General features: G+C 41.2%; 16 protein-coding genes. 2 read left to right on the top strand and 14 right to left on the bottom strand.

Annotated elements, in window-relative coordinates:
- Nucleotides 1-11 precede the first annotated feature (11 nt).
- From A8805_RS04995 to A8805_RS04975, 5 genes are read right to left on the bottom strand one after another with little or no spacing between them, the layout of a single operon-like run.
- The gene (locus A8805_RS04995; protein ID WP_242992276.1) at nt 12-1,439 is read right to left on the bottom strand and encodes an LCP family protein; all 1,428 of its coding nucleotides are present in this window, start codon (nt 1,437-1,439) and stop codon (nt 12-14) included.
- 18 nt (nt 1,440-1,457) lie between these two features.
- Entirely contained in the window at nt 1,458-2,156 is a 699-nt protein-coding gene (locus A8805_RS04990; protein WP_109709102.1) for an immunoglobulin-like domain-containing protein, read from the bottom strand.
- 12 nt (nt 2,157-2,168) lie between these two features.
- Nucleotides 2,169-2,855 (bottom strand): polysaccharide biosynthesis tyrosine autokinase, encoded by a 687-nt coding sequence (locus A8805_RS04985; RefSeq protein WP_109709101.1) that lies wholly within the window; start codon nt 2,853-2,855, stop codon nt 2,169-2,171.
- An 18-nt stretch (nt 2,856-2,873) separates the two neighbouring features.
- The gene (locus tag A8805_RS04980) at nt 2,874-3,647 is read right to left on the bottom strand and encodes a YveK family protein (RefSeq protein ID WP_109709100.1); all 774 of its coding nucleotides are present in this window, start codon (nt 3,645-3,647) and stop codon (nt 2,874-2,876) included.
- On the bottom strand, nt 3,613-4,371 hold the full coding sequence (locus A8805_RS04975; protein ID WP_109709099.1) for a CpsB/CapC family capsule biosynthesis tyrosine phosphatase: 759 nt from the start codon (nt 4,369-4,371) through the stop codon (nt 3,613-3,615). Before A8805_RS04975 ends, A8805_RS04980 begins: the two co-directional genes overlap by 35 nt.
- Nucleotides 4,372-4,748: 377 nt before the next feature.
- On the opposite strand from A8805_RS04975, the gene A8805_RS22825 reads away from it, so the two are divergent.
- On the top strand, nt 4,749-5,501 hold the full coding sequence (locus A8805_RS22825) for a DUF1801 domain-containing protein (protein ID WP_109709098.1): 753 nt from the start codon (nt 4,749-4,751) through the stop codon (nt 5,499-5,501).
- Nucleotides 5,502-5,542: 41 nt separating this feature from the next.
- On the opposite strand, the gene A8805_RS04965 is transcribed toward A8805_RS22825, so the two are convergent.
- From A8805_RS04965 to A8805_RS04930, 8 genes are all read right to left on the bottom strand, one after another.
- A complete protein-coding gene (locus A8805_RS04965) occupies nt 5,543-6,088 on the bottom strand; it encodes a DUF3877 family protein (protein WP_109709097.1) in 546 nt (181 codons plus the stop codon).
- 85 nt (nt 6,089-6,173) lie between these two features.
- Nucleotides 6,174-7,655 carry an ATP-dependent Clp protease ATP-binding subunit ClpX gene (clpX, locus tag A8805_RS04960; protein WP_109709096.1) on the bottom strand — a complete coding sequence of 494 codons (1,482 nt, stop codon included), beginning with the start codon at nt 7,653-7,655 and terminating at the stop codon, nt 6,174-6,176.
- 181 nt (nt 7,656-7,836) lie between these two features.
- The gene (ligA, locus tag A8805_RS04955; RefSeq protein ID WP_109709095.1) at nt 7,837-9,792 is read right to left on the bottom strand and encodes an NAD-dependent DNA ligase LigA; all 1,956 of its coding nucleotides are present in this window, start codon (nt 9,790-9,792) and stop codon (nt 7,837-7,839) included.
- Entirely contained in the window at nt 9,782-10,543 is a 762-nt protein-coding gene (locus A8805_RS04950) for a pseudouridine synthase (protein ID WP_109709094.1), read from the bottom strand. Before A8805_RS04950 ends, ligA begins: the two co-directional genes overlap by 11 nt.
- Nucleotides 10,536-11,690: a DHHW family protein gene (locus tag A8805_RS04945; protein ID WP_109709093.1), complete on the bottom strand. Its 1,155-nt coding sequence runs from the start codon at nt 11,688-11,690 to the stop codon at nt 10,536-10,538. The genes A8805_RS04950 and A8805_RS04945 overlap by 8 nt, the downstream gene beginning before the upstream one ends.
- An 8-nt stretch (nt 11,691-11,698) precedes the next feature.
- Nucleotides 11,699-13,111 (bottom strand): MBOAT family O-acyltransferase, encoded by a 1,413-nt coding sequence (locus A8805_RS04940; protein ID WP_109709092.1) that lies wholly within the window; start codon nt 13,109-13,111, stop codon nt 11,699-11,701.
- Between the two features lie 66 nt (nt 13,112-13,177).
- Nucleotides 13,178-13,741 (bottom strand): DUF4358 domain-containing protein, encoded by a 564-nt coding sequence (locus tag A8805_RS04935; RefSeq protein ID WP_242992275.1) that lies wholly within the window; start codon nt 13,739-13,741, stop codon nt 13,178-13,180.
- Nucleotides 13,738-14,505 carry a GDSL-type esterase/lipase family protein gene (locus tag A8805_RS04930; RefSeq protein ID WP_109709091.1) on the bottom strand — a complete coding sequence of 256 codons (768 nt, stop codon included), beginning with the start codon at nt 14,503-14,505 and terminating at the stop codon, nt 13,738-13,740. Before A8805_RS04930 ends, A8805_RS04935 begins: the two co-directional genes overlap by 4 nt.
- Before the next feature lie 183 nt (nt 14,506-14,688).
- Between A8805_RS04930 and A8805_RS22820 the strand changes: the two genes are divergently transcribed.
- On the top strand, nt 14,689-14,862 hold the full coding sequence (locus tag A8805_RS22820; RefSeq protein WP_330405731.1) for a putative holin-like toxin: 174 nt from the start codon (nt 14,689-14,691) through the stop codon (nt 14,860-14,862).
- Between the two features lie 155 nt (nt 14,863-15,017).
- Here the strand turns inward: A8805_RS22820 and A8805_RS04925 are convergent, their stop codons facing one another.
- Nucleotides 15,018-15,851 carry a class II aldolase gene (locus A8805_RS04925; RefSeq protein WP_109709090.1) on the bottom strand — a complete coding sequence of 278 codons (834 nt, stop codon included), beginning with the start codon at nt 15,849-15,851 and terminating at the stop codon, nt 15,018-15,020.
- Nucleotides 15,852-15,921: the final 70 nt, after the last annotated feature.

The raw sequence follows: 15,921 nt of genomic DNA, 5'->3' as shown, positions 1-15,921 counted from the left end.
ACTTTCAGATATTAGTTACCCGCTATTATCTGTTTCATCTTCTCCGAAATCTCCTGCAGAGATGTCTCATTTGGGTTCATTACATACAGTATCTCATCTCCGGAAGAAAAACAAGGCTGATTATCGCCTGTCCCTGTTGCTGCCACAGACTCAATGGTCCAGGAAGATCCAGCGGAAAGCTGCATATTGATGAATTTGCTTATCTCTTCCTGAGTCATGTTTGTTTCTAAGCTATCACCTACACTTGCAATAATCTGACTTGCTTTTGTCAGAATTGCGGGTGACATACCTTTATGTAAAATTGCGGTAAGAACAGCCTCCTGGTTTTTCCCCCGCTGATTATCTCCTTCTTCAAAGCTGTATCTTTCTCTTGCGAATCCCAGTGCTGTTGGACCGTCCATGTGATTTATACCCTGTTGAATTTCATATCCTCCGTGTGTGGTTGTAAATGTATAATCAGAATTCACATCAACTCCGCCTAAAGCATCTACAATACTTATCAGGGAGGTGAAGTTTGCCCTCGCATAATACGTAATATCTATTCCATAGATACTCTCCAGTGTATTCATGGAAACATCCACTCCATAAATGCCTGCATGGGTCAGCTTGTCCTTCTGTTCTCCGGAGACGCCTGGAATTGTTACATAATAATCCCTGGGTGTTGTTGTCAGCAGGATTTTCTTTGTATTTGGATTTACAGTCATGATAATATTAACATCACTTCTGCTATTTGTTGTAATTGGGCCATCTACATCAATTCCACTGATGTAAATATTAAATGGCTCTTCAATATTTTTTTCTTCCTGTTCCAGTTCTGTATCAATTCCATATTGATACAATATTCTTACCTGATCTGAATATCCTTCCACTGCATCTTCTATAATCCCTGAAAACGCTTCATTATAGATGGCTGCTTCAACTCTTCCTTTTAGAAGTGCTTCTGCCTCTTCCGCCAATGTGGAATATTCTTCTACCTTAATTTCTTTTCCTATAGCTCTTTCTATATCCTTCTGCATCAGTTTGTTATTTTCCTGATCTACTGCTGTCTGTATCCCAAAACGGTAGCCCTTGGCATCCAGCAGATTTGCTGCAGGGCTGTCCTTTTTTACTACTACAATCATATTATCGGTCTTATAGGTAGCACCGCCAACATCCTTCATGAGCTTATCCGCTTTTAGCATATAAACAATTCCTACTGCCATGCCTGCACTGATAATAATGCTCAATACAATACCCAGGATATATACTTTATTATTTAAATACTGCAGCCCAAAAGTAACTCCGAATAACAATAGCATTACAACAGACAGTATCACGATATACTTCATCGGCAGTACGCCGCTGTTCCAGGTAACTACCAGAAGACCTGCTGAAAGAACCAGCTGCAATAGAGTCAATAGCTTCCCGCCCATATGAAGGGTTTTCTTTCTTGTATTCATGTAAGTATCTTCTCCTTCTTATTGTATGGTCAGGGTAAGTGTCATCACTTCTGATGTATTTCCATCACTATCTGTTACATAGTAGCTCAAATTATAGTCACCGGGTGTATAGATATCATACTCACCTTCCACAGAAATTTGCTGTGATAATGTGTCTGCGCCATCTACTGTATCGGCAACATCTTGTACAGCACTTAAAGGATCAAATTCACTTCCTGCCGCAATAGTAACATGATCCGTATTCAATGCAATGACAGGTGCCTCTCCTTCCGGTGTCAGCCTCTTTTCGTCAGAAGCTGTTTCCTGCTTCTTATTTTCTTCAGATGGCTGTGTCTCGTTTTCCGTATCATCATCCGATGCATCCACATCTTCATTCTTATCTGCCTGGGCATCCATCATATATGTAATAATCCGGGTGGCAGTTCCTACATTTTTATTACTATCTATAACACCATAGTATACAACTGCTTTTCCACTTTCTGTAGGGATAATGCGGTCTACAAAAACCTTATCGCTTAAATCGCCGTCCCGGTTATCTTTAGCTTTGATACCTTTCATTAAGACATCATAGTTATCACCCTCACGATATGTAATGTTCATTTCCTCCAAACTAATCTCAGGAGGTCGTTTGTCCTGGCCCACATACAAGAAAAATCCGATGACACCCAAAACGATGCAGACCATCAACAACATAACTGTAAGTAACCGCTGTTTCATATTGTGTGTCTCCTATTTTTTCCCGTATTCTCCGTAATATTTCCCATAATACTTGCCGTAATACTTGTTCTGTTTCATATCAACCTTATTCATCACAACACCCAGAATCGGGCAATCTGATTTTTCCAGCTGTTCTTTTACCACTTTTGCAAATTTGTGGCTGATTGTGTTCGCTGCAATCACCATAATAGCCGCATCACACTGCTTTGCGATAATTGCACTGTCAATAACACTTCCTAAAGGAGGAGCATCTATAATGATGTAGTCATAGACCTTTCTTGCGCTGTCAATCAGAGATTCGAACCGGTTCTGTCCCAAAAGCTCTGCCGGATTTGGCGGAACAACCCCCGCAAATACAACAACAAGTCCCGGTTCCTGTGTTTTATACACAATATCACCAACCGGAGCCTGACCTGCAAGAAAATGGGACAAGCCTTTAATTGTCCCTCCTACTTTGTGACGCCCGATTAATACAGACTTTCTCAAATCGGCATCTATAAATAACACTTGTTTCCCTGCCTCTGCCAAAGAAGAGGCTAATGCCAGGGATACTGTACTTTTCCCTTCATTTGGAGTACAGCTTGTGAGTACAATTACTTTGTTATCCGCTCCGGAAAACTCAATATTGGTACGAAGGGTTTTGTACGCCTCATTGCTCCTGTAATCTTTTTTCATTCCTTTTAAAACAATTTCCTGCATCTCAAGTCTCTCCTCACTCTACCTCTTCATGCTCTTCGCAAATTGCTTTGCGGACAGTCCTTTTACTTTTTTGGACCTCTTGACACCTTCCTGGATGGGAATTGATGTCAGCACATTCATTCCAAGGTAATGCTCTACATCTTCTGGTGTCTTGATTGTATCATCCAAAATATAAATCAATACGATAATTCCAATTGTAATCAAGACGCCCAGCATGCCGCCGATTATCATATTTTTTAATACGCTCGGAGATGAAGGGTCTGTGGGAAGATTTCCAATCTCAACAGTATTCACTGAATCTGCATCCATAATTTCTGTAATCTGTATGCTGACAGACTCTCTCACCGCATCGGCAATCTCTTTTGCCGTTTTAGGATTCTCATTTCCAACAGATATTCTAAGAATACGAGTATCCTGGGGCGTATCTACTGTAATGGCATCTGCAAGTTCTTCTGATTTCATATCCAAATTTAATATGGCAATAACTTGTTCCAGCACCGGACGGCTCTTAACAAGCTCCATGTAGTCCTTTGTCAGGGAAGTTCCTGTCTGGAGGTCGCTGTATGTAAGACTTGCATTTGCATCCTGCTTAGACAGCACATAAACCTTGGTAACTGAAGTATACATAGGTGTAACAAATAACTTTGTTCCGATAAATGCGACCATTGCCACGGCAATTCCTGCTAATATTACTAAATGTAATTTCCGCCATATTACCATAAATAACTCAGTAAGGTCTATTGTTATTTCATCATTATCAATTTCGGGATTCATCATTGTGTTCTGGCTCATTCTCTCTTCTTTTTCTCAGCAAGGTTGCTGCATTGCTGAAAAAAATCCTCCTCATATAATCTTCTCCATACTTTTTCTTCACATAGGCCGCCGCCTTTCTCATTCGTGGAGCGCGGCTGTTGGGGCTGTGGGCATCAGTCCCTATTCCGAATACCATATCCTGCTCCATCAGTTCTTTTACAAACTGTTTTACTTTCCTTCCGCTTTCTCCTATTATGCTTCCTGCATTTATCTGGATATGAACTCCCATATCCCAGATATACCTGGCCAACTCAACGTCTTCTGTGAGACAATAATATCTTTCGGCATGGGCAAGAATCACCTGATATCCTGACATCTGTATCTGCTGAAGACTCTGCCGTATATAGTTAAAACTATCTGATGGGGAAAACTCAACGAGAACATAATCGCGCTTATTCATCGTTAAAACACTGCCCCTTTTCAACTTATCCACAATGTCCTGTCCAAAATAAATTTCTGTACCCAGGTAAATGCGGAACTTCTCATCAATTTGCTGCGCTATCTTACGTACAAGAATCAGCCTTTTTTTCAACACCTCAGGATGCTCACGTCCTCTGCGAGGGTGGTGATGCGGAGTCGCAATCATACAGCGTATTCCTTCATCGTATGCAATCTGCAGCATCTCCTCTGTTTCTTTAACACTGGCAGCTCCGTCATCCACTCCAGGAAGTATATGGCAATGCATGTCAATATATCTTTCCATCTGGTTAATCCTCTAATATTCTTAAATTATATATTTTATTTATAATAACAAATATAAAACTAATCTTAAATAATCTATATTTACAGTTTATCCCTATACATCAGTCTTGTCAACAAAACAGGACTAAATCGGCAATTTTATCCTGGTTTTTGGCATTTATTTTACAGTTTTTTAAAATTTCACATCAGTTTTCGGCATTTATTTCGCAAGTCCAATTCAAAACCTGAGATTTGACGGCGGCATTCCCGTGAGATGGCCTTATAAAGGAGACATTCTTTTGTTTTTTATGATTTGATTTTACCTTTAATTTCAAGTATAATTAAATAAATACAAATTAAATTCTGAAATTAGGGGAAAATATCAGGAAATGCCGAAACATGGCTGGCTTACTCGATTTTTTCCAGCCAATCGAAAAAAGGAAGGGAGATGAGCATATGTGGCAATGTCCAAAGTGCAAACGAGAATTTAAGAATATGAACCAGGATCACTTCTGTGGGGAAGCCCCAAAAACCATTGACGAGTACATCAAAGCACATCCAGAACAAGTGCGCCCGATTCTTGCAAAAGTACGTGAAACTATCCGCACTGCTGCGCCGGATGCTGTAGAAAAGATTTCCTGGAGTATGCCAACTTTCTGGCAAGAGGAAAACCTTATTCATTTTGCTGCCTTTAAGAAACATCTCGGTATTTATCCTGGTGATCTGTCGCTTAATCCCTTTGAAGAGCGCCTTGCCGGATATCACAGGACAAAAGGTGCAATACACTTTCCGTATGATAAGCCTGTTGACTACGAACTTATTGCCGACATTACACGTTGGCGCGTATCACATGTTAAAGGAAGTGGAAAACAGATTGATAGTAAGAAGAAATCAAATGCTGATATTAACACGGAGAAAATGACGAGACAAATCTATGATATTCCAAACTTTGTTATTACCGCCCTTGATGCGAACGGATTATGGGAGCGCTACCGGCTCAGGCCGTCTTATCAGCGGAATGATTACATTGGATGGATAATCCATGCAAAACGTGAGGAAACCCGGCAAAGAAGGCTTGCCCAGATGTTAGAGGAATTGCAGAGCGGTGATACTTACATGGGCACACCTTACAACGCGAAATTACCAGGTTAATCAATGAAATGAGGAACACACAAAATGCTGTGCTGTGTTGATCAAAACCCTAATGCCCCATAGTCTTTTTGTGTAAAGCGGTGATACGTAATGTGTCCGCCCTCAAACTTAACACAGTAACGATAAGTATCGGGGACACCATCTTCGAAGTACAGCAGGTAATCAAACTCCCCGTTATCCAGCTTTTCACACTTCACATGTTCTGAATAATGAGAAAAAATCTTTAAAATATCTTCAATAGTACAATTATGGCACTGGATTCCTTCAATAAATTCTCTTAGGAATCCAGTGTCTTTTATTTTTTCATGTACATATTCCACACCCTCTGCAGGAATCAGGATACAAAAACGGATGTTATCCCGGGAATAAGATGCCTTCCCCAGCCTGGCTTCTGCAAATTCGCAAAATCCCTGCAGCGCTTTTTCCATATCCGCGGAGGACAACTCTGAATCTAAAAGGCGGTTCAGCGATTCCAAGGGATAATAAAACCCCATGGAACTTTTTGTATATCCAAGTTTAATATGAGACTCTGCAATTACATCTATCAAGTTCTTTTCCAAAGATTCAAAATCCAAATTCTGCTTCATGCTGTCCGCCCCTTTCCAAGCTTATCTTCCAGTGTGATTACCCCGTTACTTCCCTTTCAATGTACCAGGGCGCTCTTATCCCCTTTTAATGTAACAACGGAATCTCCTGACCTCTCAACTGTATAACCGGTCCTCCGGTTCCTTCAATATATTCTCTGGTGATGGTTACCTGTCCGATGCTGTCATCTTTTGGTATTTCGTACATAATATCCAGCATAAATTCTTCTATAATCGCCCGCAGTGCCCTGGCTCCGGTATCTTTCTTCATGGCCTTCTCTGCTATAGCTCCCAACGCCCCGTCATCAAACTCAAGATTTACTTCATCAAGGGCAAGAAGCTTTTTATATTGTTTTAAAATTGCATTCCTTGGCTCTTTCAATATCTGAATGAGCATCTCTTTATTCAGCCCTTTGAGTGTGAAGATAATAGGCAGACGGCCGATAAACTCCGGTATCATTCCAAACGTTCTCAAATCCTCTACTGTCACCTTGGACAAAATTTCTTTATCTTTCTGATATTTATCTTTCAGTTCTGCATTGAATCCCATAGTAGTTTTACGGGACAGCCTTTCCCTGATTACCTCTTCTAAATCCGGGAATGCACCTCCACAGATAAAGAGAATGTTCTTTGTATTCACCGTAGTCAGCGGAACCATGGCATTCTTGCTGTTTGCTCCCACCGGAACTTCCACTTCACTTCCTTCCAGCAGCTTCAACATTCCCTGCTGTACGGACTCTCCGCTTACATCTCTTTGAGTAGAATTCTTTTTCTTTGCAATCTTGTCAATCTCATCAATAAAAATAATTCCCTGCTGGGCACGCTCTACATCATTATCAGCAGCAGCCAGCAATTTGGATACAACACTCTCAATATCATCACCTATGTATCCTGCCTCTGTCAGGGAAGTAGCATCTGTAATTGCCAAAGGCACATCTAAAAGCTTCGCCAGGGTCTTCACCAGATAAGTTTTCCCGCTTCCGGTGGGTCCTATCATCAGCATATTGGATTTTTCAATCTCAATGTCATCCATTGTATCTGTGGCAACACGTTTATAATGGTTATATACCGCTACGGACATTGCTTTCTTTGCATATTCCTGACCTACTACATATTCATCCAATTGGGCTTTGATTTTATGGGGTGCAGGAATCTCTTTAATATCCAATGTACGGAACGACTTCGGCTTTTCTTTTTTCTTCTTTATCTTCTGGCTCTTAGGTACCGAATTTTCCAAGTCTGACAAATTCAAAAATTGTACACCGGGCATATTCATCAGCTTACTATAATCAACAGAACCGTTGGTCATTGCATCAAAACTTTTCTGCATACAATCGGAACAAACTGTGATATGGTTAGGCAAATCAACCATCTTGCCGGCAGAGCTTTCCGGACGATGACAAATAAGGCAGTATTTTTCATAACCATCCTCCTCATCATCACTATGAGCAGTAACCTCTGCCTTCTTTTTGTTTGTATAATCATCTTCTTCTACAAGGTCTCCGATTATATCTTTTTTTTCTTCTTTATTTTCTGCTTCCTCTATTATTATAAAATCTTTATCTGACATAGTTCTCCCTTCTTTCCGTATGATATACAAGTTACAGCTCCGTCATAAGCCTTCTTTCGTAAGGCAGAACTATAACTCATAGTAACTGTTCATGCTTCTGAATAGATACAACTCATATTATAATATAGTTGGGTTTTAGATACAAATGAACTTTTTCTAAAGCATTTCCCATTTTTCTCCCTTATTCCAACATTTTCAAGAAATCCTCTTCCGATATAATTGGAATGTTCAAGTCCCTCGCCTTTTTATTTTTCGAGGAAGCAGACTGCACATCATTATTAATTAAATAATTGGTTTTAGAGGTTACGGAGCCTGTCACTTTGCCTCCCCGTGCCTCGATAACCTCTTTCACTTCATTCCGGTTGGAAAAATGTTCCACACTTCCAGTTATAACAAAATTTATATCTTTAAATATTTGTTCTTCTTTTTGAGTTTCTTCTTGCGGGATATGAACCTCTTTTAAAAGCTGCTTAAACTGCTCTCTGTGTTCATTATCTGCAAAATAATCCACAAACTTCTGGGCAATCACACCGCCTACACCCGAAATCTCATTTAACTCTTCCACGGTGGCAGAAAGCAGCCTGTCAGGCTTATAATCCAATGCTTTACAAATGACCTTTGCATTGGCAAGTCCAATATTTGCAATTCCAAGGCTGTATACTAGTTTTGGAAGTGTGGTATCCCTGGCATGCTCCACACTTTTAATCAGGTTTTCATAGGACTTCTGGCCAAAGCCTTCCATAGTCCTGATTTCCTCTGCATATCTGTCTAAATGAAAAATATCCGAAAAATCTTTTATAAACCCTCTGATAATGAACTTTTCCAGTGTAGCTTCTGAAAGCCCTTCTATGTTCAGGGCATCTCTGCTGACGAAGAGAGCAAAGGATTTCATCTGTTTTGCCTGGCACCCTGGATTTGCACAATATAGGGTTTTCGTATTATTTTCCATAGAAATTCTCGTATCACCTCCGCATACCGGACAAGAGCAGGGAATATCCTGCACTCCGCTGCGGGTCAGGTTTTCCGCAATCTGAGGAATAATCATGTTTGCTTTGTAAACCCGGATTTCATCACCCACTCCCAACTCCAGGTCCTCCATAATACTAATATTATGAACACTGGCACGACTGACCGTTGTCCCTTCCAGCTCAACAGGCTCAAAAACCGCTATGGGATTAATCAGGCCGGTACGTGACGGGCTCCACTCGATTTTCAGGAGCTTTGTTTCTTTTATTTCATCCGCCCATTTGTAGGCAAAGGAATCCCTTGGAAATTTTGATGTGCTTCCCAGAGATTGTCCATAGGCAATATCATCATAAACCAGAACCAGCCCGTCTGACGGAAAATCATTTTCTGTAATTTTCCCGGCAAACCATGCGACTTCTTCTTCTATATTTTCTATGGTTGCAAGATGATGTTCCACCACTTCAAAGCCCTGCTCTTCCAGCCATTCCAACTGCTCATATCTGGAATTGTGAAAGTCAATTCCAGGTCCGTTTACCAGCGTAAAGGCAAAAAAACGGACATTCCTTTTCGCTGTGATTTCATTGTTTAACTGACGCACAGAACCGCTGCACAGGTTTCGTGGATTCTTATACTTTGCATCCACATCTTCTATTTCTTCGTTAATCTTTTTAAAATCCTGATATCCAATAACGGCCTCGCCCCTCAGAACCAGCTCCCCCTTGTATGGTATATGAAACGGCAGATTTTTGAATACTCTGGCATTATTTGTGATGACCTCTCCTACTTCACCGCTTCCTCTGGTGACTGCCTTTTGCAGTTTTCCTTCCCTGTAAGTCAGTACAATTGTAAGTCCATCCAGCTTCCAGGAGATTACCGCCTTCTGCCTCCCAAGAAATTCTTTGAGCCGCTCCACATCTTTCGTTTTATCCAGGGAAAGCATAGGACGCTCATGACGCTCTTTCGGCAGCTCGCTTAGCACCTCATACCCCACATGAATGGTAGGACTGGAGGCAAGAGTTGTTCCCAATTCCTGTTCCAGTCCCAAAAGTTCATCATATAATTTATCATATTCGTAATTACTCATAATCTCCGTGTCTTCCTGCTCGTAAGCGCGGCGTGCACGGTTCAGGAGTTCCACCAGCTCCTGCATTCTTTTTTTCTTATCTGCCATATATACTCCCCTGCCTGTCCTTGATTTGTTCATAGAGGCCGTCCAGTTCCCTGTCTGTCAGTTTTCTGTATTCCCCTTCTTTTATTCTTCCCAATTCGATATTCATAATTCTAGTTCTAACCAAATCTTTTACCTGATATCCCAGTGCCTCACACATTCTGCGTATCTGCCGGTTCAGCCCCTGGGTCAATATAATAGAAAAAGTATATTTTCCAAGCTTCTTCACATCGCAAGGTCTTGTTACTGTGTCCAGTATTGGAACCCCTGAAGACATTTTCTCCAGAAAATCTGGTGTTATCGCTTTATCAACCGTCACTTTATACTCTTTTTCATGCTGGTTCCTTGCACGCATCATTTTATTGATGATATCCCCATTATTCGTCATAAGAAGCAGCCCCCTGGAATCTTTATCCAGGCGGCCTGCATAAGTAACTCTGATGGGATAGTTTAAAAAACGTACAATACTGTTACGTTCCCTTCGTTCCTCCGTACAGACAATTCCGGCAGGCTTATTTACTGCCAGCACCACCATTTCATCACCCCGGGACACGCGTTTGTTCCCTACTTTCACGACCTGTCCCGGAGATACTCTCATCCCTGTCATAGCCTGTCTGCCGTCAACTGTCACTTTTCCGCTTTCAATCAGGCGGTCAGCTTCCCGCCGGGAGCATATCCCTGATTCACTTAAAAACTTATTCAGCCTGACAGGCTCCTTTTTTTGCTCAAATTCCCGTTTTATACGATTACTCACTGCTCAATACTCCATTTATATTATTATCTTGAAAAAACGAGTTGCCACTATATAAAAACAAAACATCCGTAATCTGATATGTCTCCATGATGTCCTGAACCGTTCCTGAATAATACCTTGGATCAACCAGAACAATTTCCTGAAAATAAGGTGTCAGAAAAGGTACAAAACAATTGGCATAAGAATCTCTCACTATCAACAGTTTTTTCCGGCTCTCGGCCATTGTCTTAATATCAACCACAGACGTATTTCCACTGAGAAAGACACCATACTTGTCCCGGGTGTGAAGCATTTCCAAGTCGTACAGGGAAGTAGTCTTTTTCTGCTCATCTACATAGTTGACAACAACATCATTGTCTGTGTCCTTTGGGACATAAATAGAAATTTCCTCTTTTACATTCATCTCACATCCGCTTCTTGAAGCCAATGCCCCATTAAAATCTGTTGTGATAGGATAAGATGCATAACCGCTAGAAAAATCTGTTGTGATTCCCAGGATGCCGGCTGCCTCCTCAAAAACATAAAATGCCCCCAGCGATGTCCAGTGAGGATCTGTCTTATAGTATATCCTCTCATTTTTATGCTCATTCAGCGCCTGAACCCCATCTATCCACTGCACAGAATTTCCCAGTTCCTTTTTAAGCTGGGCGATACTCACATTTTGGTCCGCCACCTCAGCCAGAGAAGGGAGGCTGCTGCGGATTACATTTGCTGCATCAGGCACTAAAAGAACACTGACAGGTATATCAGAATAATTTTCAGCAAATTCTTTCATTGCTGTCACGCTGCTTTCCAGCGCCTCACGGTCAGGAACTGCAATATCTTCCAGAAGCTGCCCCTTTTTCCCGATGAATACGCCGTTCTCCTCCCGGCTTCCTCCCAAACGGTTCAGAGTCACCTTCAGCTTCCTCCATCCGCCTCTTCCCAGGAACTGGTCGGACTGATACCTTTCGAATTGCTGCATATAACTCCCTGATATCAAACTACTAAATGTCAGTTTCGGTTTAGGCGCAAGCATTCGGTTTTCTTCTTCAGATTTTTTCTGATTAGGGACCAAAAAATTCCCTATAGTAAACACCAGCAGGCAGATGATAAAAACCTTACCAATAAAACTTTCTACCCACCGCTTTTTTCTATTCTTTCTCATATCTCCACCTAATATCTAAAGTATAAAAACGGATGAAAGGATTCTGTTACCAGATAGGCAATGGAAATTAAAAATATACCAATATATACGACTGCTGCCGCTGCCTTTCTTGCCCGAATATTATTAAAACCACCCGCAATGCGCCGGATTATCCTGTATCCTGCACAGGAAGTCCCCAGTACGGCAGCCAGATACAAAAGCCAATGTGTTGTGACATAGAAAATTGCCTGTTTATCCGCAAATGTACTGGCGCCCGGACCAAACATTGCTCCCAGATAATCCTGAGCATACCTGAGATTTGGACTGAAAAAGAATGTCCACCCAATCAAAACAAGTATCATTGTATAAATATGTCTCACTACTGCCGGAAGCTTCTCCAAAACTCTGCCCCATACAAATCTTTCCAATATAAGCAGAATTCCGTAATACAATCCCCAAATCAAAAAATTCCAGGAAGCGCCGTACCAAAGCCCGATCAGCACCCACATAATCAAAATATTCAGCATTTGCCTTGATTGTCCGCGGCGGCTTCCGCCCAGCGGAATATAAACATATTCTTTGAACCAGGTGCTCAAAGAAATAAACCATCTTCTCCAAAATTCAGTGATACTGGTGGATATGTAAGGATAGTCAAAGTTTTTCCCAAGTTCAAATCCAAACATCTTCCCCAGACCAATTGCCATATCTGAATAGCCGCTGAAATCAAAATAAATACGAAAAGCATAGGAAATACAGCCAACCCATGCGGTGAGCACTGAAAAACTCCCCATCTGCAGTCCCGATATCTGGTCAAAAATCTGTCCTGCCGAGCCCGCCAATATCACCTTTTTCCCCAGGCCAATTATGAAGTATTCAGCCCCCTGTCCAAACTTGCGCATAGACACCTTCCGGCCCTTCAATTGATCTTCAATATCAATATAGCGAACAATGGGACCAGCTATTAACTGAGGAAACATAGAAATGTATAATGCGAGATGCAGAAGATTCTCCTGAGGCTTTACCTGTTTTCTATAGACATCAATGATATAGGATATAGCCTGAAACATATAAAATGAGATTCCAATAGGCAGCGGAAGTTCCCTGTATGGAATATCCCCGGGAAGAACTGCATTCAGACTGTCCAGGAGAAAACCATAATATTTAAAAAATCCCAGCAGGCATACATTTGCTGCCACAGCAAAAATAAGGCTTCTTCTCGCCTTGCGGGGATTCTCCCGCTTCGATTCGATATCCAGTCCGCAGATATAATTCAAAAGAATAGAGAGAAGCATTAATACAACATAAAGCGGCTCTCCCCACGCATAAAAAATCAAACTGGCTGCCAGCATAACAATATTGCGGAACCTTTCCGGAACAATATAGTACAACGCCAATGTAACCGGCAGAAATATAAACAAAAATGTGACACTGCTAAATAACATCTTTTAGCTTCCTCTCACTGTAACATATTTTGTAACTGTTCATGGTTCTGAACAGATACCATATTTTTATAGACTTTTCATAAAAGCATCTTTATAACTTTCTGCCTTAGGAGCTACAGCCATGAACAGATACTTCCCGCGGACAGAAACCTGTGCCTGACTAAGCAACTGCACCTGTTCAGGGGCATAGCCTTCAAAATCGTTTTTCCTGCTCTCAATTCTCTCCTCGGCAGCTTCTTTTACCTGCTGCATCTGTCCGTCATCTTTTACCTTAATCAAAAGTATCTCTTCCGTAGATATGCTGCTTTCTGAAATATACAGCATCACGCCGTCATAATCTGCACTGTTCAGTCCGTAATATCGCTTCAGCCCCTGTACGTCTGCTTTCTTCACATTCTCCATATCCACCGAAGCCTCCACCGCTTTCTCAATCTCCTCAAAGGGTTTTGTACTTCCGCTGGTAAATACCATAAGAAAAGAAATGTAAGCAACCATAGCTGCTAAAATAAGATACTTCAAAACCTCCGCAAGTCCCGGCTTTCTTGTCCTTCCGGCCGGCCTTCTATAGTAACCGCCTCTGGAATCACTGCCTGCACCGGAATCATTTATACCAGAATTTCTATCCATCATAAAGACGCCACCTCCGCCATCCGGTCCATCCAGTGTGGATAGAATGCTGCTTTAAAATGCACACCATCCTCTTCATAATAACGGTCTGACACCAATTCCGTATTATCAATAAAGGCAATCTGCTTTTTGTCGCACAGGGTGCGCAGCGCCTCATTATAATCCTCCAATTTTTCATAAACAAGTTCTTTTTCTATCTTCTGCTCCTGTACCGGGAAAATAGAATTCACAAAAATCTTTGTATCAGGGAGCTCTTTCTGAATTTCCTGGATTAAAGCGTCATATTTCTTAACAAACAAATCCACATCTCCGTCTGTGGCAGCAATATCGCCTGTCCCATAAGCCAGAAAAATCACTTGTGGATTGATTTGCTTCACACTTGCCACCTGTTCACCCAGACTGTCAAGCTCTGCACCTATCTTTGCCACAACGCTGGACGCATTAAGAAGATCATATTTTATAAACGCCTCTGATATTGAATCCCCCATCACCACAGAATCTGCAAATATGGCTTTGTAATTCCTGCTTGTATCTGTCTTAGCATTCTTCTGCTCTTCCTGCGCCTTTTCCGCCAGCTTTTCCATCTTCTCTTCAATCTTCTTTATGTCCGCAGATTCAGCTTCTTTCAGAATCTTCACTCCTTCGGATGTATCCACTTTTTTGCTCGTCAGGGCACTCACAACTTCTGCCATCAAAATACCTGCAAGAAGTATAATAATTGCGGCACAACAATATATGATTAATCGTCGTTTTCTTTTTTTCATCATTCGTTTTTGCAGTCCTTTTTATTTATATCTCTGTATCCGAAGCAAATCGCTGTATGTATAACTTATAATACTTTTTTTATCTATAAAAGTCAATCTTCCAGGGAGATTCAGCTTGTTTGAATTTGATATTGAAATGTAAAGAGAAATTTTATAATTTGATGGCTATTTAGAAGGCACCGGAGCATGATATACTGTATTTCGGAACAACCGATACAGGGTGGCAGCCTCCCGGAACTTCACGGAAGAAGGGAGGCGGTGTATATGGATATATCAGATGCGATATCTTTGATGTTGACATTTGGGATTTTCCTTATTGCGCTGTTTACCTACATAGATAGGAATAATAAGCGAAAATAAAAATGCCTACCCTGTCTAGCACACAGGATAGGCGGCTACGTAAGTAGCTAAAACCCTTTATGAGGCTAACCACTTTGTGGGCGGTTGTTCTCTTTATGTCTACAATATAACATATCTTCTGAAATTATGCAATACTCAGCCCATGTACCAACCGGCTATTGATTAATCGTACTAGTAATATACTGTACTGTTTTACTCACATTTTCTACTGCATCCAAACTATGTTCAATCACACTTGCAACACCATTATTTTGAACATAAGCTTCTCCAAATGTGGCAACAAATGCCTTTCTTAAGTCAGAGCCATAATTTACCTTCAGCATACCATGCTGCTTTATTTCACGGATAATCTCGAAGGGGATACCGGACCCTCCGTGCATAACCAATGGTGCCGGGCTAAGAGGTGCCAGTTTTTTTAGCAGAGGAATGTCAATTCTCGGTTCAATGTCAAGTCCATGTACATTACCAATAGAAACTGCAAGAAGATCACAGCCTGTCCGGGTCACGAAATCATGTACAAGCTCCGGATCCGTTTTACAGTCCGCTTCATTTACGATGTCTTCTTCTTTTCCTTTTAAAGCGCCAAGTTCCGCTTCCACTGGTATTCCGTAAAAATGACAGTAATCCACTACTTTTTTTGTCGCTTCAATATTCTCTTCATAGGAAAGATGAGACGCATCAATCATAATAGATGTAAACCCTGCATCCACACATTTTTTTACATCTTCATAAGATTTACCATGATCCAGATGCAGTGCAATCGGCACATCCGAGTTCTTGATTGCCTCTTTCGTTATTGCAACAATCGTTTCCGGACTGGATAACCTCAGATTATTTGATGATATCTGTATGTAGCCGGGCAGCTTTACTTTATTAAGTCCTTTGGCAATGGCACAGGTCATTTCCAAATTCGTAGTATTAAATGCCGGCAGCAGATACTTATGCTTTTTCCCATATTCCATTAAATCATATCCATTTACAATTTTCATTTTTATATCTCCTCCAAAACCTGTTAATTTTCATTTTTAACCGCAAAGTTCCGAAGGATATCCTTTATCT

The sequence above is a fragment of the Faecalicatena contorta genome (assembly GCF_003149105.1).
In the GTDB taxonomy this organism is placed as follows: Bacteria; Bacillota; Clostridia; order Lachnospirales; family Lachnospiraceae; genus Muricomes; species Muricomes contortus_C.
Note: the sequence above shows the minus strand (reverse complement) of the source record. Positions and strands in the feature narration are given on the sequence as shown.

Excerpts from the sequence above, each read along its gene's own strand:
- A8805_RS04990 (WP_109709102.1), bottom strand. The coding sequence starts at position 2,156 with ATGAAACAGCGGTTACTTACAGTTATGTTGTTGATGGTCTGCATCGTT.
- A8805_RS22825 (WP_109709098.1), top strand. The coding sequence starts at position 4,749 with ATGGCTGGCTTACTCGATTTTTTCCAGCCAATCGAAAAAAGGAAGGGA.
- A8805_RS22820 (WP_330405731.1), top strand. The coding sequence starts at position 14,689 with ATGATATACTGTATTTCGGAACAACCGATACAGGGTGGCAGCCTCCCG.
- A8805_RS04935 (WP_242992275.1), bottom strand. The coding sequence starts at position 13,741 with ATGATGGATAGAAATTCTGGTATAAATGATTCCGGTGCAGGCAGTGAT.
- A8805_RS04940 (WP_109709092.1), bottom strand. The coding sequence starts at position 13,111 with ATGTTATTTAGCAGTGTCACATTTTTGTTTATATTTCTGCCGGTTACA.
- ligA (WP_109709095.1), bottom strand. The coding sequence starts at position 9,792 with ATGGCAGATAAGAAAAAAAGAATGCAGGAGCTGGTGGAACTCCTGAAC.
- A8805_RS04945 (WP_109709093.1), bottom strand. The coding sequence starts at position 11,690 with ATGAGAAAGAATAGAAAAAAGCGGTGGGTAGAAAGTTTTATTGGTAAG.
- A8805_RS04975 (WP_109709099.1), bottom strand. The coding sequence starts at position 4,371 with ATGGAAAGATATATTGACATGCATTGCCATATACTTCCTGGAGTGGAT.
- A8805_RS04925 (WP_109709090.1), bottom strand. The coding sequence starts at position 15,851 with ATGAAAATTGTAAATGGATATGATTTAATGGAATATGGGAAAAAGCAT.
- A8805_RS04995 (WP_242992276.1), bottom strand. The coding sequence starts at position 1,439 with ATGAATACAAGAAAGAAAACCCTTCATATGGGCGGGAAGCTATTGACT.
- A8805_RS04930 (WP_109709091.1), bottom strand. The coding sequence starts at position 14,505 with ATGATGAAAAAAAGAAAACGACGATTAATCATATATTGTTGTGCCGCA.
- A8805_RS04985 (WP_109709101.1), bottom strand. The coding sequence starts at position 2,855 with ATGCAGGAAATTGTTTTAAAAGGAATGAAAAAAGATTACAGGAGCAAT.
- A8805_RS04980 (WP_109709100.1), bottom strand. The coding sequence starts at position 3,647 with ATGAGCCAGAACACAATGATGAATCCCGAAATTGATAATGATGAAATA.
- A8805_RS04965 (WP_109709097.1), bottom strand. The coding sequence starts at position 6,088 with ATGAAGCAGAATTTGGATTTTGAATCTTTGGAAAAGAACTTGATAGAT.
- clpX (WP_109709096.1), bottom strand. The coding sequence starts at position 7,655 with ATGTCAGATAAAGATTTTATAATAATAGAGGAAGCAGAAAATAAAGAA.